22 protein-coding genes and 1 pseudogene are annotated in these 25,489 nt (G+C 33.3%); 11 read left to right on the top strand and 12 right to left on the bottom strand.

Going from position 1 to position 25,489, the window contains the following annotated elements:
* Window positions 1-132: 132 nt before the first annotated feature.
* A pseudogene (locus ACPWTF_RS10525) lies at window positions 133-2,404 on the top strand (cation:proton antiporter).
* A 236-nt stretch (window positions 2,405-2,640) separates the two neighbouring features.
* Here the strand turns inward: ACPWTF_RS10525 and ACPWTF_RS10520 are convergent.
* The 4 genes from ACPWTF_RS10520 to pyrH form a co-directional block, all read right to left on the bottom strand.
* Window positions 2,641-3,264 carry a hypothetical protein gene (locus tag ACPWTF_RS10520; protein WP_427875390.1) on the bottom strand — a complete coding sequence of 208 codons (624 nt, stop codon included), beginning with the start codon at window positions 3,262-3,264 and terminating at the stop codon, window positions 2,641-2,643.
* 15 nt (window positions 3,265-3,279) lie between these two features.
* Complete coding sequence (locus tag ACPWTF_RS10515; protein WP_427875389.1) at window positions 3,280-5,133, bottom strand: DUF5686 family protein; 1,854 nt, start codon at window positions 5,131-5,133, stop codon at window positions 3,280-3,282.
* A 120-nt stretch (window positions 5,134-5,253) separates the two neighbouring features.
* On the bottom strand, window positions 5,254-5,817 hold the full coding sequence (frr, locus tag ACPWTF_RS10510) for a ribosome recycling factor (protein WP_427875388.1): 564 nt from the start codon (window positions 5,815-5,817) through the stop codon (window positions 5,254-5,256).
* Window positions 5,818-5,891: 74 nt separating this feature from the next.
* On the bottom strand, window positions 5,892-6,599 hold the full coding sequence (gene pyrH / locus ACPWTF_RS10505; RefSeq protein ID WP_057122376.1) for a UMP kinase: 708 nt from the start codon (window positions 6,597-6,599) through the stop codon (window positions 5,892-5,894).
* 154 nt (window positions 6,600-6,753) lie between these two features.
* Between pyrH and ACPWTF_RS10500 the strand changes: the two genes are divergently transcribed.
* The 4 genes from ACPWTF_RS10500 to ACPWTF_RS10485 all read left to right on the top strand — a co-directional run bounded on the left by ACPWTF_RS10500 (window position 6,754) and on the right by ACPWTF_RS10485 (window position 8,833).
* Window positions 6,754-7,272: a hypothetical protein gene (locus tag ACPWTF_RS10500; RefSeq protein ID WP_427875387.1), complete on the top strand. Its 519-nt coding sequence runs from the start codon at window positions 6,754-6,756 to the stop codon at window positions 7,270-7,272.
* A gap of 23 nt (window positions 7,273-7,295) precedes the next feature.
* Window positions 7,296-7,811, top strand: coding sequence for a hypothetical protein (locus ACPWTF_RS10495; RefSeq protein ID WP_427875386.1), 516 nt, complete (start codon window positions 7,296-7,298; stop codon window positions 7,809-7,811).
* Window positions 7,812-7,890: 79 nt separating this feature from the next.
* Entirely contained in the window at window positions 7,891-8,151 is a 261-nt protein-coding gene (locus ACPWTF_RS10490; RefSeq protein WP_427875385.1) for a hypothetical protein, read from the top strand.
* 64 nt (window positions 8,152-8,215) lie between these two features.
* Window positions 8,216-8,833 carry a thioredoxin family protein gene (locus ACPWTF_RS10485; RefSeq protein ID WP_427875384.1) on the top strand — a complete coding sequence of 206 codons (618 nt, stop codon included), beginning with the start codon at window positions 8,216-8,218 and terminating at the stop codon, window positions 8,831-8,833.
* 337 nt (window positions 8,834-9,170) lie between these two features.
* Here ACPWTF_RS10485 and truB read toward each other — a convergent pair whose 3' ends face one another.
* The 7 genes from truB to ACPWTF_RS10450 form a co-directional block, all read right to left on the bottom strand.
* Window positions 9,171-9,860 carry a tRNA pseudouridine(55) synthase TruB gene (gene truB, locus ACPWTF_RS10480; protein ID WP_427875383.1) on the bottom strand — a complete coding sequence of 230 codons (690 nt, stop codon included), beginning with the start codon at window positions 9,858-9,860 and terminating at the stop codon, window positions 9,171-9,173.
* On the bottom strand, window positions 9,860-10,657 hold the full coding sequence (locus ACPWTF_RS10475; RefSeq protein WP_427875382.1) for an undecaprenyl-diphosphate phosphatase: 798 nt from the start codon (window positions 10,655-10,657) through the stop codon (window positions 9,860-9,862). The genes truB and ACPWTF_RS10475 overlap by 1 nt, the downstream gene beginning before the upstream one ends.
* Window positions 10,658-10,736: 79 nt before the next feature.
* A complete protein-coding gene (locus ACPWTF_RS10470) occupies window positions 10,737-10,994 on the bottom strand; it encodes a DUF3098 domain-containing protein (protein WP_095928298.1) in 258 nt (85 codons plus the stop codon).
* A 107-nt stretch (window positions 10,995-11,101) separates the two neighbouring features.
* The gene (locus ACPWTF_RS10465; protein WP_095928297.1) at window positions 11,102-11,977 is read right to left on the bottom strand and encodes a cell division protein FtsX; all 876 of its coding nucleotides are present in this window, start codon (window positions 11,975-11,977) and stop codon (window positions 11,102-11,104) included.
* 749 nt (window positions 11,978-12,726) lie between these two features.
* Window positions 12,727-13,317 carry a molybdopterin-dependent oxidoreductase gene (locus tag ACPWTF_RS10460; protein ID WP_427875381.1) on the bottom strand — a complete coding sequence of 197 codons (591 nt, stop codon included), beginning with the start codon at window positions 13,315-13,317 and terminating at the stop codon, window positions 12,727-12,729.
* 12 nt (window positions 13,318-13,329) lie between these two features.
* Entirely contained in the window at window positions 13,330-15,885 is a 2,556-nt protein-coding gene (locus tag ACPWTF_RS10455; RefSeq protein WP_427875380.1) for a TonB-dependent receptor, read from the bottom strand.
* 215 nt (window positions 15,886-16,100) lie between these two features.
* Entirely contained in the window at window positions 16,101-16,448 is a 348-nt protein-coding gene (locus ACPWTF_RS10450; protein ID WP_427875379.1) for a winged helix-turn-helix domain-containing protein, read from the bottom strand.
* Window positions 16,449-16,698: 250 nt separating this feature from the next.
* Between ACPWTF_RS10450 and ACPWTF_RS10445 the strand changes: the two genes are divergently transcribed.
* The 4 genes from ACPWTF_RS10445 (at window position 16,699) to ACPWTF_RS10430 (ending at window position 22,194) form a co-directional block, all read left to right on the top strand.
* Window positions 16,699-19,773 (top strand): leucine--tRNA ligase, encoded by a 3,075-nt coding sequence (locus tag ACPWTF_RS10445; protein WP_427875378.1) that lies wholly within the window; start codon window positions 16,699-16,701, stop codon window positions 19,771-19,773.
* A 513-nt stretch (window positions 19,774-20,286) separates the two neighbouring features.
* The gene (locus tag ACPWTF_RS10440) at window positions 20,287-21,132 is read left to right on the top strand and encodes an alpha/beta fold hydrolase (protein WP_427875377.1); all 846 of its coding nucleotides are present in this window, start codon (window positions 20,287-20,289) and stop codon (window positions 21,130-21,132) included.
* Between the two features lie 5 nt (window positions 21,133-21,137).
* The gene (locus ACPWTF_RS10435; RefSeq protein WP_248728467.1) at window positions 21,138-21,611 is read left to right on the top strand and encodes an RNA polymerase sigma factor; all 474 of its coding nucleotides are present in this window, start codon (window positions 21,138-21,140) and stop codon (window positions 21,609-21,611) included.
* On the top strand, window positions 21,598-22,194 hold the full coding sequence (locus ACPWTF_RS10430; RefSeq protein WP_427875376.1) for a hypothetical protein: 597 nt from the start codon (window positions 21,598-21,600) through the stop codon (window positions 22,192-22,194). Before ACPWTF_RS10435 ends, ACPWTF_RS10430 begins: the two co-directional genes overlap by 14 nt.
* A 73-nt stretch (window positions 22,195-22,267) precedes the next feature.
* Here the strand turns inward: ACPWTF_RS10430 and ACPWTF_RS10425 are convergent, their stop codons facing one another.
* Window positions 22,268-22,669 (bottom strand): MmpS family transport accessory protein, encoded by a 402-nt coding sequence (locus tag ACPWTF_RS10425; protein ID WP_095928290.1) that lies wholly within the window; start codon window positions 22,667-22,669, stop codon window positions 22,268-22,270.
* A gap of 379 nt (window positions 22,670-23,048) precedes the next feature.
* Between ACPWTF_RS10425 and ACPWTF_RS10420 the strand changes: the two genes are divergently transcribed.
* Together ACPWTF_RS10420 and ACPWTF_RS10415 are read left to right on the top strand one after the other, a co-directional pair.
* Window positions 23,049-24,848, top strand: coding sequence for a histidine kinase (locus ACPWTF_RS10420; protein ID WP_427875375.1), 1,800 nt, complete (start codon window positions 23,049-23,051; stop codon window positions 24,846-24,848).
* Complete coding sequence (locus ACPWTF_RS10415) at window positions 24,838-25,467, top strand: response regulator (RefSeq protein WP_253251756.1); 630 nt, start codon at window positions 24,838-24,840, stop codon at window positions 25,465-25,467. The genes ACPWTF_RS10420 and ACPWTF_RS10415 overlap by 11 nt, the downstream gene beginning before the upstream one ends.
* Window positions 25,468-25,489: the final 22 nt, after the last annotated feature.

Here is a 25,489-nt window from a genome sequence, read left to right as displayed (position 1 = left end):
GACAATCATTTCTAAAACTTATTACAATTTTTTCCTGACTTGTTACATGTGATTGAAATTAACAAGTGAATTACTTTTTCACTAAATTCACAGTGCTGATATTTGCGTTAATTAAATCTAAAGAACGAGTTTATGAATAACGTTAAGAACTCTCTATTCTACATAACAGTTATTGGTGGTTTTACAGCGCTAATATATTGGGTAATTTCAAAAGGCGCTTCATTGGAAGTTGGGCGCAATATTGTAAAGAAAAGTGTTGAAAGCAATCATTGGAAAGACTTTCTTCATTCGATGGTCGAAAATCTGCAACACCCTTTGGCTATTTTATTAGCGCAGATCGTAACCATTATTTTAGTTGCCCGTTTGTTTGGATGGTTTTTTAGAAAAATAGGACAGCCGTCTGTAATTGGAGAAATGATTGCGGGAATTGTGTTACTGACCATCTTTGGTCGGAATGTATTTTCCAGAGTTTTCGGCTGCTTTATTTCCAAAAGAATCTTTAGGTAATCTGCAGTTCTTAAGCCAAATCGGTTTAATCCTTTTTATGTTTGTTATCGGAATGGAATTGGATTTAAAAGTGCTGAAAAACAAAGCGCATGATGCAGTTGTAATCAGTCACGCCAGTATTGTAATTCCGTTTGCTTTAGGTTTATCATTGGCATTTTTTATTTATGAAACCTATGCTCCATTGGGAGTTGAGTTTTCTTCTTTCGGTTTATTTATGGGAATCGCCATGAGTATTACTGCTTTCCCGGTTTTGGCTAGAATAGTTCAAGAACGTGGCATGCAGAAAACAAGATTAGGAACCATTGCTATTACTTGCGCGGCTGCAGACGATATTACGGCTTGGTGTATTTTGGCAGTTGTTATTGCGATTGTAAAAGCGGGTTCGCTTTCAAGTTCATTATATGTAATCGGAATGGCGATTTTGTACGTAATTATCATGCTAAAAATAGTTCGTCCGTTCTTAAAAAGAGTAGGAGATTTAAATGCAACGAGAGAGAGTTTGAATAAACCAGTTGTTGCCATTTTCTTTATAACACTTTTAATTTCGGCTTATGCGTCTGAGTTAATTGGAATTCATGCTTTGTTCGGTGCTTTTTTGGCTGGAGCGATTATGCCAGAAAACAATAAGTTTAGAAATATATTTATCGAAAAAGTAGAAGACGTTGCCATCATTGTTTTATTGCCATTGTTTTTCGTGTTCACAGGTTTGCGTACACAAATCGGATTGTTGAATGATCCTGAATTATGGAAACTTACCGGTTTGATCATTTTGGTTGCTGTCGTTGGGAAATTCTTCGGGAGTGCTTTGGCAGCGAAATTTATGGGACAGAACTGGAAAGACAGTCTAGCCATTGGAGCCTTGATGAATACAAGGGGTTTGATGGAACTAGTGGTTCTAAACATTGGTTACGATCTAGGGGTATTGTCAACAGAAATCTTTACTATGATGGTAATTATGGCATTGGTGACTACTTTTATGACAGGCCCGGCTTTAGATTTTATTGGATTTATTTTTAAAGATAAAATCACAGCCGTTCCAGAGGAAATTGGGACTAAAAGTAAGTACAAGATTTTACTTTCGTTTGCTACTCCAGAAAAAGGAAAAAAATTACTCAAAATTGCCAACAGCCTTGTTAAAAAGCAAACGGATAATTCGGTTGTAACAGCAATGCATATTTCTTTAAGTACAGAAATACATTCTTTTGATGTTAAAGAACATGAACGTAAAATGATCGGGCCAGTGGTGGAAGAATCGCAATTGTTAGATCAAAATTTAGAGAGCTTGTTTAAAGTTTCGAGTGATATTGATTCAGATATTATTGATACGGCAAACCATGGAGAATATGATTTATTATTGGTTGGTTTAGGACAATCTATTTTTGATGGAACTTTGTTGGGGAAAATTCTCGGATTCACAACCAGAATTGTAAACCCAGATCGTTTGATCGATAAGTTCACAGGAAAAGAAGGTTTGTTTGAAAACAATCCGTTTGATGAGAGAACACGACATATTATTACTAAAGCGAAAATGCCAGTTGGTATTTTTATTGATAAGAATCTAGAAGAAGTAAACCAGATTTTTATGCCCGTTTTTAGTAAAGAAGATGCTTTTTTAATTGATTATGCTAAAAAGCTAATCAATAATAATGGTTCTCAGATTACAGTTTTAGATGCTGGTGGAGAAGTTAAAAATACAAGAGAAATTCAGGAAACAATTCGTTCTATCGAGCAGATTGCGCCAAATCATATCATGATTATGAATGATAGAACACTGAAGAAAGAATTTTTAGAAAGCCAAAATCTAATGATTATCAGTTTAGATAGCTGGAAAAAATTAATAGAATCTCAAAGTATTTGGCTGAATAATTCACCATCGGTTTTGATTTTGAAACCTTAAACTTGCTGAAATTCCAAAATTTTAAAATTCCAAATTCCAATTTTAATATTGGGGTTTGGGATTTTTTTTAGCCACGAATTCACGAATTTTATTGAATTTCTTTACGTGGTACTTGTTGATAAATTGCACAAATTTGCGCAGATTACTACCGGAAATTCGTGAAATTCATCGGTAAAATTTTCGCAAAGTTTAAGTGCATAAATTTGTGAATTCGTGGCGAAAAAATGAATTTTAAATTAAAGCCCAAGATCAAGAACATAAGAAATCTTAACCGCGATATTGTCTTCAAACTTCAATAACTGATTTGGTCCATATCTATAGAATCCGCCTAAACCAACACCTTTAAAAATTCTGTTCAATTCGATTCCTGATTCAAAATAACCTTTATCTAAAGTTTTATAATCTGGGCCAACATGTTGTTCTGGATTTTCCATACTTCCCCAAGCCATTCTAGTAACTAAAACCAACGATGGGCGAACTTTTCTCATAATTCTAATTCGGTCAAAACCGTGCTTAATTTGAAACATCAAATATTGGCTCGAGAAGAACTCGTTAAAATACATGGTTTCAAAAGCATTTCTTCCGGCAAAAGTGATACGCTGAATAACGGTTTCCTTCGTTAAGTTATTCGGAGAGGTATTGTATAAATGTGTAATAGGAACATCTCCCATTGCATAACCAGCCTGTAAAAGCAAACTTGTTTTTTGGCGGTTTAAATACTGTTTTTCGTATTCGGCTTTAAAATCTATTTTGCTAAAAGTAAAATCATTTTCAAAAACATTCGGTAAAGATTGTGTGTATTGAAAAGTAAATCTCGGAAACTTTTTATCGCTTTCAGTTCTTCCTGTTGGAGTCTGCATATAATTGCTGAAAGGCTACACAATCGAAAGCATTGCTGTGGTCATGATATAATTTGAATATAAATTCCCGTTTAGATTAAAAAGATAATCAAATTTTGGCTCGATATAATTTCGCGAAAATTCCAAAACGGCTTCAGTTTTCGGAATAAATTTGGTTTGAACATTGGCACGCCATCCTATATATTCATAAAATGTACTAATGTTTATCGGACGCGGGTCGTAAATTTTAAAAACACGTTTATCAACAGAAAAAACGGTACTTGCAATTTCTCGCACATCATCAGTATAATAACCATTAAACCAAGTATTGGTGTATTTGTCTAATAAAACGCCACCTCCAACACTGTATTTAAAAACACCATCTTTTGTTCCGTATGCGGTGTAGCCTTCTAGACGGAAGTTTTTAGATAAACGATCGTTTGTGATCCCGCCTACGCCAATACGAAAACCTTCGTAATTGTTATAACTTATGATTTTTTTCAAATCTAAATCGACAGGGCCAATCGGGTAGAAGCCATTAATGATTTTTCGGCCAATTCCTAAGCGTTTTTCGATTCGATTTCGAATTGAAAGACTATCTAATAGCAAATAAGTTTTTTGGCTTTTTAAATCCAAATTTTCCTTTCGGTAAGCTTCCCAGAAACTTTCCGGTTTTTTGGCCGCATCGTCTTTAATTTCGATATAAAGCGAAGGGTTTTTTATTGGGCCGTCGGTGTTTACACGAATATCAAAACTATTACTTTCAGAAAGGAGATAGGTAAAATCTGAAGCCACTTTTTTTCTGGGTTCGAAATTCTCTTCAACATCTCCGTCAAATTGAATTGTACCGCCCAAAATTCGAATATCATCATCATTTTTACCTTTTACGATTTTAAAAGTGGTGTTGCTTTGAAACCATATTTTCTCTTTCGGAATATATTCAAATTCGTGAATTCCACTAATATCCAAAACACCCTTAATACGCATTACAGCTTTCGCGACAGCGTAATTTTCTTTATCGATATATAAAACACCTTCTAATCCAGAAGTTCTGTGTTTTGATTTATTTCTAAAATAAATCATATACGCGTCACGACCTTTAATGCTAACAGTATCTAAGAGTTTATAATTGTAGTTAGAAGGCGCATTTTTCGAAATCGGATTTTCATATTTGGTTTCGAATAATTCGTACTTAGAATCATAAATCGAGATAGATTGAAGATTGAAAGCCAGAACTTCATAAATAGGCTGTTTGAAACCTGCAATTTTGGTTCCCAAAACGGTTTCTTTTAGCTTGTGATCTCCAAACTGATATTGAGAAACTTTCTCGGTCTGAAACAAATGCTGTTTGCTTACAATTTCTTTAAACTTATAGTCGGAAGAATCGATATTGATAACTTTTTTACTTAAGTCTTTATATGCCGCCAAAGTATCGATACGTCCATCAATCGAATCGGGATTAGCAGTAACAATAAGTTTGTTATAGGTTTTGTATTCAAAATTATTGAGTTTTTTCTGCGGATTGTTTATGGCTTTATTGGCAATAACTTTTCTAATTATGGTAAGCGCAGGGTTTTCATTAGAAACCACAACTTCTTTTAGATCGTCTGTCTGCTGTAAAAGCGCTACCGAATAAAAGGTTTTATTATTAATTAACGCAATAGTTTTAGTTTGGAAGCCTACATAAGAAACCGTAAGTGATGTAGCCGAACTGCTAATTTTAAAAATAAATTTTCCATCAACATCTGTAATAGTGTTATTGCTTTCTGAGGTGGTAATGGTGGCAAACGGAAGAGGTTTGTTGTTTGAATCGGTTACGATTCCGTTTATTTGAATTTGCGCTTGAAGAGTAAGCGTAAAAAACAAAGTCAAAAAACAAAATAGCTTCATACAGAATGATATAGTTTCAAAAACGAAAAATAAATAATTTTCGTATGCAAAAATAGCAATAAAAAAATCCGTCTGGTACAATAAACCAAACGGATTTTTTATTTTATCTCAATCTAAAGATTACACCTTCATGATTTCGGCTTCTTTTGCAACCAATAACTCATCAATTTTTTTGATGTAAGCGTTTGTTAAGTTCTGTACTTCTTCTTCAGCAGATTTGCAGATATCTTCAGAAGTTCCTTCTTTTTCTAACTTTTTGATATCAGTATTAGCATCTTTACGAGAGTTACGAATACCAATTTTAGCATCTTCCGCCTCAGATTTTGCTTGTTTCGCTAAATCGCGACGACGCTCTTCTGTTAATGGTGGTACGCTAATGATGATCATATCTCCATTATTCATTGGGTTGAAACCAATGTTAGCGATCAAGATTGCTTTTTCAATTGCTTGCAGCATATTTTTTTCAAATGGCTGTAATGTAATTGTTCTAGCATCTGGAACACTGATTTTAGATACTTGAGAAAGCGGAGTTGCAAATCCGTAATAATCTACAAAAACACCTCCAAGCATAGCTGGAGAAGCTTTCCCTGCACGAATATTAAGAAATTCTTTCTCTAAGTGTGCAATAGTACCGTTCATTGATTCCTCAGTACTTTCTAAAATAAAGTCTATTTCTTCAGTCATTTTTTTTTAGTTTTCAGTTTTCATTCTCAGTTTTCAGTTAAAGTCTTGCGCGACTGTAAAACTGTTACTGATGACTATATATTTACTACAGTTCCAATGTTTTCGCCTTCGCAAATTTTCAATAGGTTTCCGATTTTGTTCATATCAAAAACAACGATTGGTAATTTGTTTTCTTGGCTTAATGTAAATGCAGTTGTGTCCATTACATTTAATCCTTTTTTGATTACGTCATCAAATGAGATAAAATCAAATTTTACTGCAGAAGCATTTTTTTCTGGATCAGAATCGTAAACACCATCAACACGAGTACCTTTAAGGATAACATCTGCATTGATTTCGATACCTCTTAAAACAGCAGCTGTATCAGTTGTAAAATATGGATTTCCAGTTCCAGCACCAAAAATTACAATTCTGCCTTTTTCAAGGTGGCGATCTGCTCTTCTTTTAATATATGGTTCTGCAATAGATTCCATTTTCAAAGCAGTCTGCAAACGCGTTTTCATTCCTTTATCTTCAAGAGCGCCCTGCAAAGCCATTCCGTTAATAACAGTCGCAAGCATTCCCATGTAATCGCCTTGTACTCTATCCATTCCAGCACTTGCTCCGGCAACGCCTCTAAAAATATTTCCTCCTCCAATAACAATAGCAATTTCTACTCCCTTTGCGTGAATCTGCTTGATTTCATCTGCATATTCGGCTAATCTTTTCGGGTCTATACCGTATTGTAAATCACCCATTAAGGCCTCGCCGCTAAGTTTAAGAAGAATTCTTTTATATTTCATGTGTGTGTTGCGTTAATTTGTGCAAATATAGACATATTCTGATTTTTAAAAATAATGTTTGCAAAATTATTTTGAGAAGCGTCGATTAATTAAATTTTTTATTTTTGTAGGAAAATTATTTTGTTTAATGCTGTTGGTGTCTAAATGTCAATAAATGGATTTAATAAATAAATATAGTAAGATCGAAGAAGACGAATTTATTAATAGTCTTACAGAAGAAAGCTTATCGAATTTAATCGATGATTTATGTGAATATTGGTTTGAGAATAATAAAGGAATTGAAGAATCTGAATTTTCATTTGTACCATGGTATTGTTTTGAAGATGATATTTGGAGATTAGGAGAAGATTTGAGGCTTCTTTTAAAGAAGAAAAAGAGCTTTAAAAAATCGACATTAATTCAAAATACAATTATTGGGATTCTCAAAAATGATAAATATGGCAAGGGAAGGCAAACTTTTGCATTGTTGATTGGCGAATTAAAATGTGATTTAACGAAAGATGATATTAGAATGTTTTTAAATGATAAAGATGTTTATGGTCATTTAATTATTTCTTTAAGAAAATTGAAGATTAAAGGTTTTGATGAAAAAATAAAAACCATTATGAATTCTGAAAAAGGTTGGATAAAGTCAGAAGCAAAAAAGTATTTGGATAAGTCAGCTTCTTGGTAAATTAATATTTAAGTAAATGAAAGATGAAAATTTTAGATAAATATAGAAAGATCGAAGACGAAGAATTTATTAATAGTCTTACTGAAGAAAGTTTGTCGAATTTAATCGATGAGTTATGTGAATATTGGTTTGAGAACAATAAAAAAAAAGGGGAATCAAAATTTTCATTTAGAGTATGGTATTCTTTTGAATATGATATTTGGCGATTAGGAGAAAATCTAAGAAATATTATCAAGAAAAAGAATTTCAAAAAATCTGCACGAGTTGAAAAAGCAATTATTGAAGTTCTTATGAATAATAGATATGGTAAAGGGAGAGAGACTTTTGCATTATTGGTTGGGGAGTTTAAATTTCATTTATCCGAAAAACAGGTTCAAACGTTATTAGAAGATAAAGAAGTTTATGGTCATTTAATTGTTTCTTTGAGGAAATTGCGAATGAAAGGTTTTGATGAAAAAATGAAAATCATTATAAATTCTGAAAAAGGTTGGATAAAGACAGAAGCAAAAAAGTATTTGGATAAGTCAGCTTCTTGGTAAACTAGTATTTAAGTAAATGAATATTGAACTTTTTTTTTGGCAAATGAGATTATTGATAGTTTAATTTAAAATATAATCAATGAAAATTACAGAGACAATGAATACATATGACATTGCATTATTCACAATTAAAAATAAAGAATTTGAAATTTCATTAGAAATGAATGATTCAAAAGATGAAATACTTTTTTGGGTAGCAAAAAATAATAATGTAACCGTTTCTGCTTTTAACCCTTTGTCTCTTCTTGCATTAGTTGAGGTTTTTGAGAAGTATGATGAGAATTGGAATTCTATAGAAACAGGAAATATGTATGATGAAATTTTAAATTCAGAGATGTGACAAATGTCATTTTCTACGTCTTCCTAAATTTCGTATTTTTATTGTAACCTAAAAATGGAAAAATATGAAAAGCATCGTAGCCAAAGCATTATTCAATAGTCATTCTTATGCTGAATATAGAAAAATAGTAACCGACTTATTGACTGAAGGAAAATCTACAGGAAATGAACAATCTGAAAGTCTTACCAATTATTCCAAGTTGAATGAAGCCAGAATGAATAGGCTAGACAAAACGATTACTATTTCAGATTCGATTGCAGAGAAACTTCAAAATTTGGACAATCATTATATTTGGCTGGTTCTTTCAGAAGGTTGGTGTGGAGATGCAGCACAAATTCTTCCAATTTTAAATAAAATGGCTTTGGTTTCTCATAAAAAGATTGATTTGAGAATTGCATTTCGCGATGAAAATGACGATTTGATGAGCCATTATCTAACCAATGGAGGAAGAGCAATTCCTAAAGTAATCGTTATTTGTAAAGAAGCCGGAATTGTACGTGCAGATTGGGTGCGAAGACCAAAAGGAGCGACCGAATTAATGGCCAAACATAAAAGAGAAGTTGGTGCTATTGATGAAAAAATTAAAACAGATTTGCAGTTATGGTATTTAGCAGATAAAGGAATTTCGGTTCAGGAAGAATTGGTTGAAATTATGGAAAACATCAAATATAATCGCCTTTAATCGGATTAATGTGTTGATAAGCAGATGATTTAGTTGATAAAATTATCTTAAAGTCTTTTTGACTTCAATAGATTTTTGTAACTTAGTGAAAGTAACCCACTTCTATTATAACTTTTAGATTTACTCTTTTTATTGGTGTTTTATTTATTGTTCAACAATTAAAATACACTATTATGAAAAAGTTATTCGAAAGGTTTTATGATTTCTTTTCTAAATTTCTATTTGGAGGGAAGAATGTGCCTCACTATTAAACAGAGATAAGTATGAAATAATTTTTACTTATTTTAGGAGCTTGGCACATTACTTTTCAAATTGTAATGTGCTTTTTTTGTTTTAATTATTTAAAGCTTTCTTCAAATAAAGTAATATCAATCGCATTTTTTACGTCATAATCGCCAATTTTAGTTCGGCGTAAAACAGTTAAATGCGAACCTGAATTCATTGCTTTTCCAAAATCATAAGCCAAAGAGCGAATGTAAGTTCCTTTAGAGCAAACTATTCTAAAATCTATTTCAGGCAATGCAATTCTTGTAATTTCAAATTCGTGAATTGTAGTTTTTCTGCTTTCGATTTCTATAGATTCTCCAGCACGAGCGTGTTCGTACAAACGAACGCCGTCTTTTTTAATAGCCGAGAAAATAGGCGGTTTCTGATCGATTTCGCCCAAAAATTGTTTTACAGTTTCATGAATCAAAGCTTCATCGATATGATCGGTTGGAAAAGTCTGATCGATTTCTGTTTCTAAATCATAAGATGGAGTAGTGGCGCCTATATAAAACGTACCCGTATATTCTTTTGCCTGACCTTGAAGCTCTGAAATTCTTTTAGTGAATTTTCCCGTGCAGATTAATAAAAGTCCAGTTGCTAAAGGATCTAAAGTTCCTGCATGACCAATTTTGAACTTCTTTGGAAGTCCAACTTTATTAATTAAAAGGTATTTTAATTTATTGACAGCTTGAAATGAACTCCATTTTAAAGGTTTGTCAATCAATAAAACTTGTCCTTCTAAATATTCTTCAGGTGTCATTATATAATCGTAAGCGGATGAATAAAAAAGTGAATCAATAATAAAATGATTCCGGCAATGATTCGGTAGTAACCAAAAACTTTGAATCCGTTTTTAGTCAAAAATCCGATGAAAGTTTTAATTGCTAATAATGCTACAACAAAAGCAACAATATTCCCAATAACCAACATGTTTACTTGGTCGTGAGATAATTCAAAACCAGCTTTGTAATAATCGTAGCATTTTTTTGCAGTTGCTCCCAACATAGTAGGAACGGCTAAGAAAAATGAAAATTCTGCGGCTGTCGTTCTTGATAATTTTTGAGACATTCCCCCAACGATGCTAGCTCCGCTTCGAGAAACTCCAGGAATCATAGCGATACATTGAAATAATCCAATTTTGAAAGCTTGTAAATAACTTATTTCTTGAGAAGTTTCAGCTGTATTTGGATTATTGAACCATTCGTCAACTTTCAATAAAATAATTCCACCGATTAAAAGCGAAATAGCAACTGTAATGGGATTTTCTAATAAGCCATCAATAAAATCGCTTAATAATAATCCTAAAACAACTGCTGGAATAAAAGCAACAAGAAGTTTAAAGTAAAAATCAAAAGTTTGAAAGAAACGTTTGAAATATAAAATAACAACAGAAAGTATTGCGCCAAGCTGAATTACAATAGTAAAAAGTTTAGTGAAATCGTCATGCGCGATTCCAAAAAAAGAAGAGGCAATAATCATGTGGCCTGTAGAAGAAACAGGCAAAAACTCTGTAATTCCTTCAATAATAGCAAGAACAATAGCTTGTAGTGTATTCATTTAAAATTTTAGATTTCAGATTTTAGATTTCAGATTGATTACTTCGCTTTGCTCAGTGTCTAAAATCTATAAATCTTTATTATTTAGATTTTTTGAATATAGAATAAATCGTGATTCCGAAACCGATTAAAACAGTTGTCGGTGCTAAACGAATACGTCTAAAGTTAAAAATATCTTCGTTAAAAACATTTGGATCTTTACTTCCTCCGCCAGACATTAAAATGAATCCTAGCGCAATTACAGCAATACCAATCAATAAAATTTTATAATTGATGCTGTCAAAAAGGAATTCTTGTTTTTGAACTTGTTGTTCTTCTTTATTATTGTTGTTTTTCATTTTTATCTTTTGTTAAACCAGCAAAGCTAAGTTTGTTTATTTGTAGCCTGAGCAAAAACGAAGGCGTTATAATCTAAAATCTACAGTCTGCAATCTAAAATCAAAAATTAATAAAGATCGTCAGTTCTTAAATTCAAGAAACGTTGTGTTGCAAAATGCGTGCTAACCCAAGTAATTAAAACTCCTAATCCGAAAACGGCAACCAATACTAAACCAGTTAAAGCTTTGTCTTCTAGAATTCCTAAACCAGGAAAATTAGTGTCTACATATAATAAAAGCGCGATTAAAGCAATAATGGCTAAACCAGCGCCAAGCATTCCAAGTTTTACGCTTCGCATTACAAAAGGTTTACGGATAAACGCTTTTGTCGCTCCAACCATCTGCATGGTTTTGATGATAAAACGATTTGAATGTATAGATAAACGTAGCGAACTGTTGATTAATAAAACAGCAATTACAGTCAAGAAACCGCTGATAATCAAAATCCACATACTTACTTTTCTGATGTTATCATTTACCAGATTTACTAATTGTTTGTCGTAAACAATATCTGAAATCATAGTATTTTTGCGAAAATTACTTTCGATCTTAACGATGCTGTCTCTTTCTACGTAATCTGCTTTTAAGTGAATATCGTATGAATTCAATAATGGATTTTCTCCCAAAAAGGTTAAAAAGTCTTCTCCAATGATGTCAGTATGGTCTTTTGCCGCTTTTTCTTTGGTTACATAAACAAAAGATCTCGCAAAAGGAGCTCTTTTAAGTTCGGTATTAAATGCTTTGATAACACTGTCGTTTGCTTCATTTTTAAAGAAAACCGTCATAGCGATTTTTTCTTTAAAATCGTCCGCCAGCTGTTTAGAATTAATAATGAATAATCCTAGTACTCCCAAAAGGAATAATACTAAGAATACACTTAAAACTACCGAAAAATAAGAGGAAATTAACCTGCGTTTTTGAAATTTATCAAAGTTAGAACTCATAGTTTGCTTAAATTATGTGGTAAAAATAATAAAGAATTTCTTTATTTAAAGTTAATAACAAACTTTTATACTTAAAAGTACAATTTAAATCTTGAATGAAGTTTTTATTTAATCCCAAATTGTGCAAGGTTTTATGTGAAGTTTTTAAAACAAGCTTATTTAATCTCGCAAAGTCGCAGAGTCGCGAAGTAAAAAGTATAGCCACAGATTAAAAGGATTCAAATGATTTTTTAAATCTGTGTAAATCCTCTAATCTGTGGCAGAAAATTGCGTAAAGCCTTTTGCAAGGTTCGCAAAGTAAAAAGTATAGCCACAGATTAAAAGGATTAAAATGATTTTTAAAATCTGTGTAAATCTTCTAATCTGTGGCAGAAAATTGCATAAGCCTTTTGCAAGGTTCGCAAAGTAAAAAGTATAGCCACAGATTAAAAGGATTAAAATGATTTTTAAAATCTGTGTAAGTTCTTTAATCTGTGGCAAAAAAACAAAGCTTTGCATTTTGCACGTATTGTTTTTCAAATATAGCCCGTGGTTTCAACCACGGAGACACAATCATGGGCACGATCCGTATTTCAGTCGATTCGATCACGGGACGAAAAATATATAAAAACGTTTCCCGTGGTTTCAACCATGGGCTATGTTTGACAATAAGATATTAAATTGGTTGAACAAAAACTTTGCAATTCCGCGACTTTGCGAGCAAAAAACTTAGTACCTTAGAATCTTAGCATCTCAGAATCTCAGAGCCTTTACTTAACCTTATAAACTTCGATGCTTTTTAACCAATAAACATGACGCGGTCCAGTTTTAATATCATTTTTGCAAATCGCAATCATCTCTCCGTTTTTAACTGGTTTTCCATTTTCTTCAAAAAGGATATAAGTATTTTCTCCCGTCGGATTATTGAAAAGTTCTGCCCATGAATAAGTTGCTTTGTAATCATCTGAAGCTCTTTCTACAATATAGAAATTTCGGTCTTTATGATCTTCCTGTTTAATTTTGGCCTTTTCTAAAATGTCTCTTAGTAAAACGCCTTTGCAGGTTTTTACTTCTCGCTTTACTTCTCCATTTTTACCTAAAATTTTGAAATTGTCAATTGTTGTGACTTTCATTTTCTTTAAAGAATCAACAGTTAATTGTAGAGGAAACTCGACATCGCCTTTTACTTCAATGGTATGATTGGCTAGCTTTAAACTGTCTTCAGAAGAAAGAGTTGCGTGTTCGTGTTTTTTGGTTTCAGAAGTTTTTTCAGTTGATTTTTTTTCTTCTTTTTTAGATGAATTGCACATGGAGCATGAAAATGCAATTAAAAGAACGAGAATGTAATTTTGTGTTTTCATAAGAGTTGTGATTTAAATTTTACTGCTTTCCCAAACCAATGACAAATAGTATAATCCGCCAATTGATGGGCCGCCGAGAATTGAAGTGTAGGGTTTGTTGAGAATATTGGTTCCGCCTAATTTAGCCGAAATTCCTTTTTTGAAAGCATAATTAACCTGTGCATCCATTGACCAATATGCAGGAACCGTTCCGCTGACTAGAAAAGAAACATAATCAAAATTATTTTGATAACGTGCCGTAACACTCGCGCCTAGATTTTTCCAGATATTTTGAGCAATTAGAGTTCCGTTCACATTAAATTCTGGCGTGTTGAAACCATCTTCTAAACCATCTTTATCATCTGTTCTGTCTAGTTTGGTATAAGTTAAATTGGTAAGTGCGCTAAAAGTGTTATCAAAACGGTATTTCAAACCTAAACTTCCTCCGTAATTGTAAATTTTACTTTTAGAATTGGTCCAAAGTCTGTAGCGATTTTGTGTGTTTTTTGAGTATAAAGCAGTCGGAATCAAGTTTGGATCTGCAGTATTCGGAATACTGGCTTCGACCTGAGCAATGAAATTTTTATACGAGTTGTAATAGAAATCGGCGTCAATAAAAAGATTTCTGTTTAAAGCCATTCCTCTGAAACCAACTTCAAACGATTTTACAAATTCAGGTTCTAAATACGTGTACGGATTTTTCTGAATCGTATTTTTATTTTTTTCGATCGCCTGCGCTTGAGTCAAACCATTTGTATTAACATCGGTATTTACCTGCGCCTGAAATTTATCAATTGAAGCTTTCGTATACGAATTTTCGAAAATTCCATCAGACATAATTCGTAATCCGCCAACACGTTTTACACCGCCTGAATTTACATTCGAAAATCCTTCAAAAATACTCGGAAAACGATAACCGTTTTGGTAAGAAGCTCTAAAGTTTAAACTTTGTTTTGGTGAATAAACAGCTGTAAATTGAGGCGTAAATTTCGCATCAAAATAATCCGCTTTGTCCATTCTAATAGTTGCACCCAATCTTAATTTATCTGAGAAAAAATCTTTTGTGACTTGCGTGAAAGCACCAGTTTTTTGATACGTCAGATTTTCATCAGCATGAACGGGATTAATAAAATAGTTTCCGTCGGGAACAATAATGTAATTTCTGTAATCGACACCGCTCAAAAGTTTCGCATCAATTTTTTCGAAAAAAGAAACAAAAGCTTTATCCCAATTTATCAATCCTTCGCCATGAACCAAAGTCGATTTAACTCTCAGAGCTGCGCCAATATCCCAATTATTAATATCGATCAATTCGTTTTTCTTTTGTTCGTAAGCTTCAGTTCCGGGCAAAAATCTTCCTGCATCAGATTGCGTTCTGGCAATCCTGTGTGCGTCAGCAACGCTTGCTCCGCCTGTAAAAGCATTTTTATAAGCTGTGCTGTAATCGGCAAACCATCTATCATCCGATTTGTAAGCGCGATCCATATTTTCTGCCAGCGAACGCATATTGTATGAATCGCCAGTATTTTCGGTTGTTGCATAAGCTTTTACCTGAAAAACAGGAGTGTGATAATCGGCAGAAAATTGATTTAAAGTATAATTGTCTAATCTAAATCGGTTGGAACGCTGATAAATCGTATTGATAAGAGCAGTTTTATAAGTCAGAGAAAGTTCATGATCTTTTTTTGGTCGAAAATACAATCCGAAATCGGCTTTATAATTTTTGATTTCGTAGTCAGAAATGTCAGTTTCGCGATAACCTGTTCTGGCAACAACATAATTTTTGCCGTTTAAGTTTAATGTTTTTCTGTTCGCCGATTCATTTCCGTAACCGTTTACTTCGTCGTAAGCCGGGTTATCTGCGCCAAACAAACCTGTCGAAGCATTAGCATTTGGAGCTAAATCTGTTCTGTCATCTGCAATCCAGTCTGTTCCGCCTGTAGTTGATGCATTGATTTTAAACGCTAATTTTTCATTGAAAGCTTTGGCCAATCTTAAATTAAACTGCGAATATACTTTCGGTGAAAACCGATCAATATTCCCTACATGATTTACGCCAGTTAATTGTTGAATGGCGATTCCCTGATATTCAAAAGGATTTTTGGTCTGAATATTGGCTAAACCATTAATCGCATTCATTCCATACAAAGCGGCTGCCGTTCCGGGGATGATTTCGATTTTATCAATATCCAAATCATTTGCGCCCAAAGCGTTTGCAATTGGAGCGCCCAAATGCGGAGCCTGATTATCGATTCCGTCTACCAATTGCGCAAATCTTACATTGGTAGAATTGGCAAAACCTCTTGTATTGATGACTTTAAAACCTAAACTTGGCGTTATAATCTGAACGCCTTTTACATTTTCTAGCGCTTCGTAAATACTTGGCGATCCCATTGTTTTGGCTTCCGCCGATTTTAATTGCTCGATACTGATGGGAGAATGCATTAATCTTTCGGAACGGCGAGAAGCTGTTATGACAATTTCATTCAGTTCTTCTTTTTTAATGCTGTCTTGCGTTTTCGAATTTTGGACTTGAGAAAAACTTTTCAGGCTTATAAAAACAAAGAATAAATATATTTTTTGGTTCATGGGTTTTTGGCTGTTAAATTCAGTATGTTTTAAAATGAATACTGATAGTTTAAAAAAAAGGTTTTGGTTTAAATGCTTAATCTGCTTTGGGGTTTTATTAATCTCGCAAAGGCGCAAAGTTTTTTTCTTTTTTTAAGTTTTAAAATTATTCTCTTTGCGACTTAGCGCCTTTGCGAGATTAAAAACATAAACTTTGCGAGTTGGTTTCTTTAAAATCAAAACTTCAAATTCTGAGTTTCTTTTTGAGCAAACTCTTTAATGCGTTTTTCAACTTCATAAAAAACAGCAATAGCTCTTTCTCCAGCTTCTGTTAATCGTGCACCTCCGCCACCTTTTCCTCCAAGAAGTTTTTCAACTAATGGACTTTCGGCACGCTGATTCATTTCTTCGACCAATTGCCAAGCTTGACGATATGCCATTTTCATTTCTTTTGCAGCATTGGTAATCAATCCCGTTTTCTTGATGTTTTCAAGAAGCCAGATTTTGCCAATGCCAAGAAATGCGCCTTCAGCTTCCTCAATCCAAACACGAACTTCAACATTGTATTTTTTACTGTCGGCCATTTTAATTTTTTAAATGCTATTCAAAAATAATTCTTTTCTGATAAAAATATTCTGTCAAGGCAATATATTTTCTAAGTATAAAAATGCAAAAATAAGTATTTTTACGTAATTAAAAATACGTATTTTGTTATTTTATTTGTTTGTCAGTGAAATAGCTTTGCTACAATGCGCAATAAATGTAAATTTGCGGCTAAATTAATTTAGTGAAAAGCTTAGAACCTTAGTAACTTAGAATCTTAGTCACTTAGAAATGAAGTACAATCCAAACGAAATTGAAGCCAAATGGCAAAAATATTGGGCAGAAAATCAAACTTTTGCAGCAAAAAATAACTCTGAAAAACCGAAACATTATGTTCTCGATATGTTTCCTTATCCATCTGGAGCAGGACTGCATGTTGGGCACCCGCTGGGTTATATAGCTTCAGATGTATATTCTCGTTTCAAAAGACATCAAGGTTTCAATGTTTTGCACCCAATGGGATACGATAGTTTCGGATTGCCAGCAGAACAATATGCGATTCAGACCGGACAACGTCCAGAAGATACAACGCGTGTAAATATTGACGGTGGAGTAGACAAAGAAGGAAAACAAATTGCGGGTTACAGAAAACAATTAGATAAAATCGGATTCTCATTTGACTGGGCGCGTGAAGTGCGTACATCAAATCCTGATTATTACAAACATACACAATGGATTTTTATTCAATTGTTCAACTCTTGGTATTGCAGAAAACAAGGTCAGGCTTTTGATATTTCTGAGCTTGTAACTGTTTTTGAAGAAAGCGGAAATGCATTGGTTGAAGCAGTTTGCGACGATAACGTTGCGATTTTTACTGCAGACGAATGGAAATCTTACTCTGACGATCAAAAAGAAAAAATCTTGTTGCAATACAGAATGACGTATTTGGCAGAAACCGAAGTAAACTGGTGTCCAGGCTTAGGAACTGTTTTGGCAAACGACGAAATTGTAAACGGAGTTTCAGAACGTGGAGGTTTTCCTGTTATAAGAAAAAAAATGACACAATGGAGTATGCGAATTTCTGCTTATGCCGAACGCTTACTTCAAGGTTTAAATGATATTGACTGGAGCGAGTCAATTAAAGAATCTCAAAGAAACTGGATCGGGAAATCGGTTGGGGCTTTGGTAACTTTTAATGTGAAAAATCACGATGAAGTAATCGAAGTGTTTACAACAAGACCTGATACTATTTTCGGAGTTACTTTTATGACTTTAGCACCAGAACATGATTTGGTTGCTAAAATTACAACTCCAGAACAAAAGGAAGCGGTTGAAGCGTATATCGAAAAAACAGCAAAACGTTCGGAGCGTGAGCGTATGGCCGATGTAAAAACGATTTCAGGAGTTTTCACTGGAGCTTATGCTGAACATCCTTTTACAAAAGAAGCTATTCCGGTTTGGATTGGTGATTATGTTTTGGCAGGTTACGGAACTGGTGCTGTAATGGCGGTTCCTTGCGGAGACGAAAGAGATTATGCTTTTGCTAATTTCTTTAAAGGTCAGAACGGAATGCAGGAAATCAAAAATATCTTCGCTAATGTTGATATTTCTGAAGCTGCTTTTGGATCAAAAGACAATGTTGAAATCGCAGCTTCTGATTTCTTAAACGGATTAAATTACAAAGACGCCACAGCAAAAGCAATTTATAAGTTAGAAGAAATCGGACAAGGAAAAGGAAAAACAAATTACCGTTTGCGTGATGCTGTTTTCTCTCGTCAGCGTTATTGGGGCGAACCATTCCCAGTTTATTACGTGAATGGATTGCCTAAAATGATCGATACGCAGCATTTGCCAATTATTTTACCAGAAGTAGAGAAATATTTACCAACAGAAGACGGATTGCCACCATTAGGAAATGCAGCAGTTTGGGCTTGGGATACAAAACAAAATAAAGTTGTTAATACAGATTTAGTTGACAATGTTTCTGTTTTTCCTTTAGAATTGAACACTATGCCAGGTTGGGCAGGAAGTTCATGGTATTGGATGCGTTATATGGATGCACACAACGAAAATGAATTTGCAAGTAAAGAAGCTTTGGCTTACTGGGAAAATGTAGATTTATACATTGGTGGAAGTGAGCACGCAACGGGTCACTTATTGTATTCTCGTTTTTGGAACAAATTCTTAAAAGACAAAGGTTTTGCTCCAACCGAAGAACCATTCAAAAAACTGATCAATCAGGGAATGATTTTAGGGACTAGTGCTTTTGTTTATGGAGTTTGGGTAGAAATTAGCCATTCTCATTCTGCGAAAGATACTTTTAATGATGATTTAAATCTTATTGCTGTTGAATGTCCACGTCCTTTCTTTGTAGGTATTTCGAAAAATATTTTCGAGACAAGTGAATTCAAAGCTGATGAATATGGTACTGTAGATAATATAGTTTTAGATAACTTAATTAGAAATAGGTTTCCCGAACTACATTTTAGAGGTTTAGAGGTAAAAGGAGATGAGGAGTACTTCAATTATAGATGTTCAGCAGTAAAATTACATACAGATGTTAATTTAGTAAATTCTTCAGATGAATTAGAGCTTGACAAATTTAAATCATGGAGAGAAGAATATGCTACTGCAGATTTTATCAAGGATGCAAATGGTAAATTTATTGTAGGCCGCGAAGTCGAAAAAATGTCTAAATCAAAATACAATGTTGTAACACCAGATGATATCTGTGATGAATACGGCGCGGATACTTTACGTTTATACGAAATGTTCTTAGGGCCATTAGAGCAGGCAAAACCTTGGAATACTGCTGGTATTTCTGGAGTATTTGGTTTCTTGAAAAAATTATGGAGATTGTATTTTGATGATAATGGCTTAATCGTAAACAACGACGAGCCAACAAAAGACAACTTAAAATCGTTGCATAAAACGATCAAAAAAGTAGCCGAAGATATCGAGAATTTTTCTTTCAATACTTCGGTTTCTCAGTTTATGATTTGTGTAAATGAATTGTCTTCTCAAAACTGTCATTCTAGAGCGATTTTAGAACCGTTGGCAATTTTGGTTTCGCCTTATGCACCGCATATCGCAGAAGAATTATGGGCACAGTTAGGACATACAACTTCGATTTCTGAAGTTGCTTTCCCGATTTTTGATGAGAAACATTTAATTGAAACCAATAAAGAATATCCAGTTTCTTTCAACGGAAAAATGCGTTTCACAATCGAATTGCCTTTGGATTTAACCAAAGAACAAATCGAAGAAATCGTAATGAAAGACGAAAGAACACAAAAACACTTAGACGGAAAAACGCCAAACAAAGTGATTATTGTTCCTGGAAAAATCATCAATTTGGTAGGATAACCAAATTAATTTTCAATATAAAAATTCCAAATTCCAAATTCCAATTTTACGATTGGGGTTTGGGATTTTTTTTGTGCTTGTTTTGTCAGTCTGAGCGAAGTCGAAGACCGCATAAGTAACTCTACAAAGATTGGCGATTTTCTTTACGGAGCTTCTTGCGTGGTCTTCGACTTCGCTCAGACTGACAATGCGTACAATTTGTCTTTGCGAGGAACGAAGCAATCTCATTTGCTGCATCAATTTTTGTGTCTTTTTTTAGTGAGGTTGCTTCGTTTCTCGCAATGACAAAAATGAGGAAAAAACTTTGAGCTCTTCCTTCGATAATATCGGCACTATAAACAAAAAACTTCCAAACTTTGCGAAAAACCTTTGTGAACTTTGCGTTACAAAACCCACACCAGCACTGGAATTTGGATTTTTTTTATTGAAATTTTCATTTTCGTTGTAACATTTTAATAGTTGTCGTATCAAAAGCATGGATCCGATTTAATTAGCAACTTAAAACTATTAAAAATGAAAAAGTATATCATCTTAATTATCGCATTCTTATTCTCAGCATTATGTTTAAATGTTTTTGCGCAAACGAAACAATTTCCGTTTGAAGTTTTAAAAACCGGAAATGGAAATCAGTCTATTATATTTATTCCTGGTTTTGCATCGTCTGGAGATGTTTGGAATGAAACCAGAGCTACATTCGAAAATCAATTTACCTGTTATACACTTACAATGGCTGGTTTTGCTGGAAGAAAACCACAGCCGAATGCTTCGTTCGAAAACTGGAAGAATGGAATTGCCAATTATATCAAAGAAAATAATATTGAAAAACCAATCTTAATTGGCCACAGCATGGGTGGAGGGTTAGCGCTTGCCATTGCGGCAGATTATCCAGATTTGATCAGTAAAATTGTAGTAGTAGATGCGCTTCCTTGTTTGGCGGCGTTAAGTGATCCTGCTTTTAAATCAAAAATAAATAACGATTGTTCTTCAACTGTAAATCAGATGACAGGAATGACCAATGATCAGTTTTATGATATGCAAAAAAAGACAATGCCAAGACTTTTGGCTGATGCGTCTAAGTTGGACATGGTTGTAGATTGGAGTGTAAAATCGGACAGAACAACTTTTGGGCAAATGTATTGTGACTTTTATAATATTGATTTAAGAGAAAGAATTGCACAGATTAAATGCCCCGCTTTAATTTTATTAGAATCTTATTTTATAAATTTAAAACCAGCTATAGAAGATCAGTATAAAAATTTGAAAACGGCCAATTTTCAGTACGCCACTAATGGACTGCATTTTATTATGTACGATGATACAGCTTGGTACTTAGAGCAATTAAGCACTTTTTTAAAATAGAAAGAATGGAATTTGAACAAATCTACAAAATGTATTGGGATAGAATTTTCAGGCTCTGTATGGGTTTCGTGAATGATTATGATGCCGCTCAGGATTTGACCCAGGAAACTTTTATAATTGTTTGGCAAAAGCTGGAAACCTTTAGAAACGAATCGGCTATTGGAACTTGGATTTTTAGAATAGCTTCCAATAACTGTCTAAGGCAGATAGAAAAACAAAAACGTTTTCCGAAATCAGAACTTCCTATTCATCTTTCAGAAGAAAAACAACATTCTATAGAACCTCAGATTCAATTCTTGTATAAATGTATTGCTGAGCTTCCCGAAACCGATCGTATTATTATTTCATTAGAATTGGAAGATATCAAACAAAATGAAATCGCAAAAATTGTCGGACTTTCTGAAGCCAATGTTAGAGTGAAAATCCATAGAATAAAAGAAAAACTGACTCAAAAATTTAAAGAAAATGAACAACGATAATAATATAGATTTTAAAGATTTATGGAAAAAACAATCCGTAAGTCAGCCAGACCTAACCGATTTGCTGGCGCGATTAAGCAAATTTAAAAAAGCGGCTTTACGCAGTTTATGGATGATCAATATTTTGCTTTCGGTAACAAGTGTCTTTATTGTTTTTATTTGGATATATTATCAGCCACAATTTGTTTCAACTAAAATCGGAATTGTGCTTACCATTCTGGCTATGGTCGTTTATGTATTTGTCTATAATAAGTTAATGGGCGATTATAAAAACATAGATGCTACACAGCCCAATCAGGAATACCTTCAAAAACTGATTTCGATAAAAAAGAAGCAGCAGTTTTTGCAAACCAAAATGATGAGTTTTTACTTTATAGTACTAACACTTGGAATTTGTTTGTATATGTACGAATACGCTAGTAGAATGAGTGCTTTAGGAGCGAGTTTAACATACGGAATCACTCTGCTTTGGATGTTGTTCAATTGGTTTTATATTCGCCCAAAACAAGTTAAAAAACAACAGGAAAAAATAAATACTTTAATTGAAAAGTTTGAAGAAGTCAATAATCAATTAAACGCATAAAAAAAGAAGCTTCGTAAAATCTTACGAAGCTTTCTTTTTACCAAAAACTTAAATCTAAATTCTAAACTAATTTTTAAAGAGGAAAAACGTACGGTGTAAGAGATAATACAATTATTCCGTCGCTATTTGCTGTTGCAGTCAATTCATTCTCTAATTTTCCTCCAATGTAAAGTTTTCCAGTTAAGGTTTGTCCAGCAACTCCACCGTATCCACTTGCGCTCAATGATGCTCCCATAGATTTTGCTTCAGCAGTAAATTCTTTAGTCCAAGGAAGTTTGGTCATATCTTCATTTAATGCATTACCTCCTTTTTCAAAATAAGTAACTGAAGCTGTTCCTGTATAATTTCCAGTTATTTCATATTTAACATCTCTTGATGCACTTCCTGAACCATTATCATCATTATCGCTGCTGCAAGAAACTGCTGTAAAAGCAAGAGTCATTACAATTGCTAAGGTTTTCAAAATTGATTTCATAATAAAATTCTTTAATTAAAATTCATAACTTAACAAAGTTAGACGCTTATCCTACGGACGGCAATACCTGATAAAATGTATTTTTTATTACCTGATATCAGGTAAAAGCAAGCGATTTTTTTTTGAAAGTCGTTAAGCTTTAATAACTTTGAGTAAATGCCACATTTATGAAGAAACTCTACGCCTTATTCTTTTTTTTATTTTTCACTGCAATTTCCAGTTCGCAAGTAATTCTTTCATTAGATGATGATACGGTTTATATTGACAGTATTGTTAAAATCACAAAAAACACAAAATCCGACAGTGTCAAAAGTTTGAATAGTTTCAGATTGTCAAAACTATTTTTAATGGCCAAGATGCAGAAAAATCAAAGGAATACTTGGATCAAGCGAATCGTCTAAAAGTTAAATTTCCTTTTTTAAAAGACGCTTCTATTTTTTATAATGCGTACAGCTTTATAGAAAAAGGTGATTTGGAAGGTTTTGAAAAAGCTTTACTAGATGCAAACGCGAAACTTAAAAAGTATCGTAATAAGGAAGCCTATAAACTTCGTGCCGTGATACTTCAGAACTACGGCATTATGCAGCAAAGGAAGAATAATGAAAACGCTTATATGAAATTGCTAGTGAACGAAGCGATTCCTATTGCGAAAAAAAGTGGTGACTATGAATTGATAAGTGCTTTAAATAAAGCAGTTGCCATTATTTTTATGAATAATGATGAACGCGAAAAAGCGGCAGAATATCTAGATCAGGCGCAGAAATATATTGAAAGTGCTACGAAAAAATCGGCAACTTTAGCCGAGTCTAAGATGGAGACGTATATTATAAATGCGGAAAATTTAGTTGAGCTGAAGCATTTTTATGATGCTAAAGAAATTCTGGAGAAAGCTTATGCGACATTAGAAAAATACCCAGAATCTAATCTAAATGATTCTTATTTTTATTCGGAAGGACTTTATTATGCGAAACAAAATAAGCATAATGAGGCATTGCAAAGTTTTGATAAAGGAATTAAATCGGCAGAAAAGCATCATAATGCTATAGCGGTAAACAGATTGAAGTTTGCAGAATATGAAGTGCTCTTTAAACTTAAAAATTATGATAAGGCCAAAAGCAATTTAGAATATTTAATAAAAAATACTCCTTTTATTGTAGACAAGAAAAACTATTATAAAGAGTTGTCAAAAGTTTATAACGCGACCAAAGAATATCCGAAAGCCTATTATTATTCGAATAAATACAATGTCATTAATGATAGTCTAAACGATGCGAAACTGAAAAATGAAATTGTAGAGCTTGAAGCCAAATATAAAAAAGCAGAAAGCGAAAAGAAAATTGGTTTGTTGCAATCTGAAAATGAAAAAGCGGTTTTGCAGGTTAATAATAATCGCTTGAATATGATGCTTTTTGCAGTGCTTTCGTTTGTATTGTTTTTGACTGTTTTGTTTTTGTGGAGTTGGAATAATTATCAGAAAAAGATAAGTTTTCAAAAAGAAGTCAATCATAAACAAGAACTTGAAGCATTAGAGAATCAGCAGAAATTATCTGTTTCAAATGCCTTGATTGAAGGGGAAGAAATCGAACGTAAAAGAATTGCCAGAGATTTGCATGACGGACTAGGAAGTATGCTTTCTGGATTGAAAATTCATTTGAATCTTGCGGAACGTGAAAACAGTGAAAATGTTTCCAATATAAACGGAATGCTGAACGATTCGATAAAAGAACTTCGCAATATTTCTCAGAATTTAATGCCTGAAAGTTTAATGAAATTAGGGCTCGAACATGCGCTGAGAGATTTGTGTGCATCGCATTCAACACCAGAGACAGCAATCGAATTTCAGTATTTGATTAAAAAAACAACTTTACCGCAGCATTTTAAAATAATGATTTTCAGGATTATTCAAGAACTTTTAAATAATGCTTTAAAATATGCAAAAGCTTCTCAGATTTTAGTTTCCTGCTCTCAAAATAAAGACGTGTTTTTTATAACAGTTGAAGATAATGGAGTTGGTTTTAATGTGGAGTATGCAGAAAAAAGAGACGGAATGGGATTGCGAAATATTAAAAACCGCGTGGCTTTTTTAAACGGAAAATTAGAAATTGATTCTGTCCTTGATAAAGGGACTTCAACTTATATCGAATTAAAATATAACCCAAATCATGATTATGAAGTATAAAACGGTAATAGTAGACGACCATCCAATTGTGATTTCTGGAATTGCGGGCTTACTTTCAGAGTTAGATAATATAGAAATTGTAGAAAAATTCGAATCGGGAATTGCGCTTTTAGATTATATAGAAGACAATAAAGTGGATTTGATTTTAATGGATATTTTTCTGCCTGTAATAAATGGAGTAGATCTGTGCAAAACAATCAAGCAAAAGCATCCTAAAATTGTAATTATAGGGATGAGTAGCCAGTCTGAAAGAAGTTTGGTTATGCAGTTTATCCAGAATGGAGGAAACGGATATATTCTTAAAAATGCTTCTTTCGATGAATTTAAAAATTGTATTTACAAAGCAATTGACGGCGAAATTGTTTTTAGTGAAGAAGTAAAAACGATAATCAGTCAGCCTTTGTCTGAAGATTTGGAACGAATTCCAGGTTTGAGCCGAAGAGAACGTGATATTGCTTTGTTGCTTTCGCAAGGAAAATCGACTCAGGAAATTGCTGATGATTTATTTTTGAGTTTTTTAACTGTTCAAACACATCGACGCAATATTCTTCAGAAATATAAAATGAAAAATGTGGCAGAATTAATTGCTTTTCTACTTAAAAACAACATGTTGAATTAAGTCAAAAGTGGTAAAATAATGT

It is taken from the genome of Flavobacterium sp. MMS24-S5 (genome assembly GCF_050320125.1).
Classification (GTDB): Bacteria; Bacteroidota; Bacteroidia; order Flavobacteriales; family Flavobacteriaceae; genus Flavobacterium; species Flavobacterium tyrosinilyticum.
Note: the sequence above shows the minus strand (reverse complement) of the source record. Positions and strands in the feature narration are given on the sequence as shown.

What these genes read in the sequence shown, in the direction of transcription:
- ACPWTF_RS10520 (WP_427875390.1), bottom strand. Translation starts at nt 3,264, where the DNA reads ATGCAGACTCCAACAGGAAGAACTGAAAGCGATAAAAAGTTTCCGAGA.
- ACPWTF_RS10515 (WP_427875389.1), bottom strand. Translation starts at nt 5,133, where the DNA reads ATGAAGCTATTTTGTTTTTTGACTTTGTTTTTTACGCTTACTCTTCAA.
- frr (WP_427875388.1), bottom strand. Translation starts at nt 5,817, where the DNA reads ATGACTGAAGAAATAGACTTTATTTTAGAAAGTACTGAGGAATCAATG.
- pyrH (WP_057122376.1), bottom strand. Translation starts at nt 6,599, where the DNA reads ATGAAATATAAAAGAATTCTTCTTAAACTTAGCGGCGAGGCCTTAATG.
- ACPWTF_RS10500 (WP_427875387.1), top strand. Translation starts at nt 6,754, where the DNA reads ATGGATTTAATAAATAAATATAGTAAGATCGAAGAAGACGAATTTATT.
- ACPWTF_RS10495 (WP_427875386.1), top strand. Translation starts at nt 7,296, where the DNA reads ATGAAAATTTTAGATAAATATAGAAAGATCGAAGACGAAGAATTTATT.
- ACPWTF_RS10490 (WP_427875385.1), top strand. Translation starts at nt 7,891, where the DNA reads ATGAAAATTACAGAGACAATGAATACATATGACATTGCATTATTCACA.
- ACPWTF_RS10485 (WP_427875384.1), top strand. Translation starts at nt 8,216, where the DNA reads ATGAAAAGCATCGTAGCCAAAGCATTATTCAATAGTCATTCTTATGCT.
- truB (WP_427875383.1), bottom strand. Translation starts at nt 9,860, where the DNA reads ATGACACCTGAAGAATATTTAGAAGGACAAGTTTTATTGATTGACAAA.
- ACPWTF_RS10475 (WP_427875382.1), bottom strand. Translation starts at nt 10,657, where the DNA reads ATGAATACACTACAAGCTATTGTTCTTGCTATTATTGAAGGAATTACA.
- ACPWTF_RS10470 (WP_095928298.1), bottom strand. Translation starts at nt 10,994, where the DNA reads ATGAAAAACAACAATAATAAAGAAGAACAACAAGTTCAAAAACAAGAA.
- ACPWTF_RS10465 (WP_095928297.1), bottom strand. Translation starts at nt 11,977, where the DNA reads ATGAGTTCTAACTTTGATAAATTTCAAAAACGCAGGTTAATTTCCTCT.
- ACPWTF_RS10460 (WP_427875381.1), bottom strand. Translation starts at nt 13,317, where the DNA reads ATGAAAACACAAAATTACATTCTCGTTCTTTTAATTGCATTTTCATGC.
- ACPWTF_RS10455 (WP_427875380.1), bottom strand. Translation starts at nt 15,885, where the DNA reads ATGAACCAAAAAATATATTTATTCTTTGTTTTTATAAGCCTGAAAAGT.
- ACPWTF_RS10450 (WP_427875379.1), bottom strand. Translation starts at nt 16,448, where the DNA reads ATGGCCGACAGTAAAAAATACAATGTTGAAGTTCGTGTTTGGATTGAG.
- ACPWTF_RS10445 (WP_427875378.1), top strand. Translation starts at nt 16,699, where the DNA reads ATGAAGTACAATCCAAACGAAATTGAAGCCAAATGGCAAAAATATTGG.
- ACPWTF_RS10440 (WP_427875377.1), top strand. Translation starts at nt 20,287, where the DNA reads ATGAAAAAGTATATCATCTTAATTATCGCATTCTTATTCTCAGCATTA.
- ACPWTF_RS10435 (WP_248728467.1), top strand. Translation starts at nt 21,138, where the DNA reads ATGGAATTTGAACAAATCTACAAAATGTATTGGGATAGAATTTTCAGG.
- ACPWTF_RS10430 (WP_427875376.1), top strand. Translation starts at nt 21,598, where the DNA reads ATGAACAACGATAATAATATAGATTTTAAAGATTTATGGAAAAAACAA.
- ACPWTF_RS10425 (WP_095928290.1), bottom strand. Translation starts at nt 22,669, where the DNA reads ATGAAATCAATTTTGAAAACCTTAGCAATTGTAATGACTCTTGCTTTT.
- ACPWTF_RS10415 (WP_253251756.1), top strand. Translation starts at nt 24,838, where the DNA reads ATGAAGTATAAAACGGTAATAGTAGACGACCATCCAATTGTGATTTCT.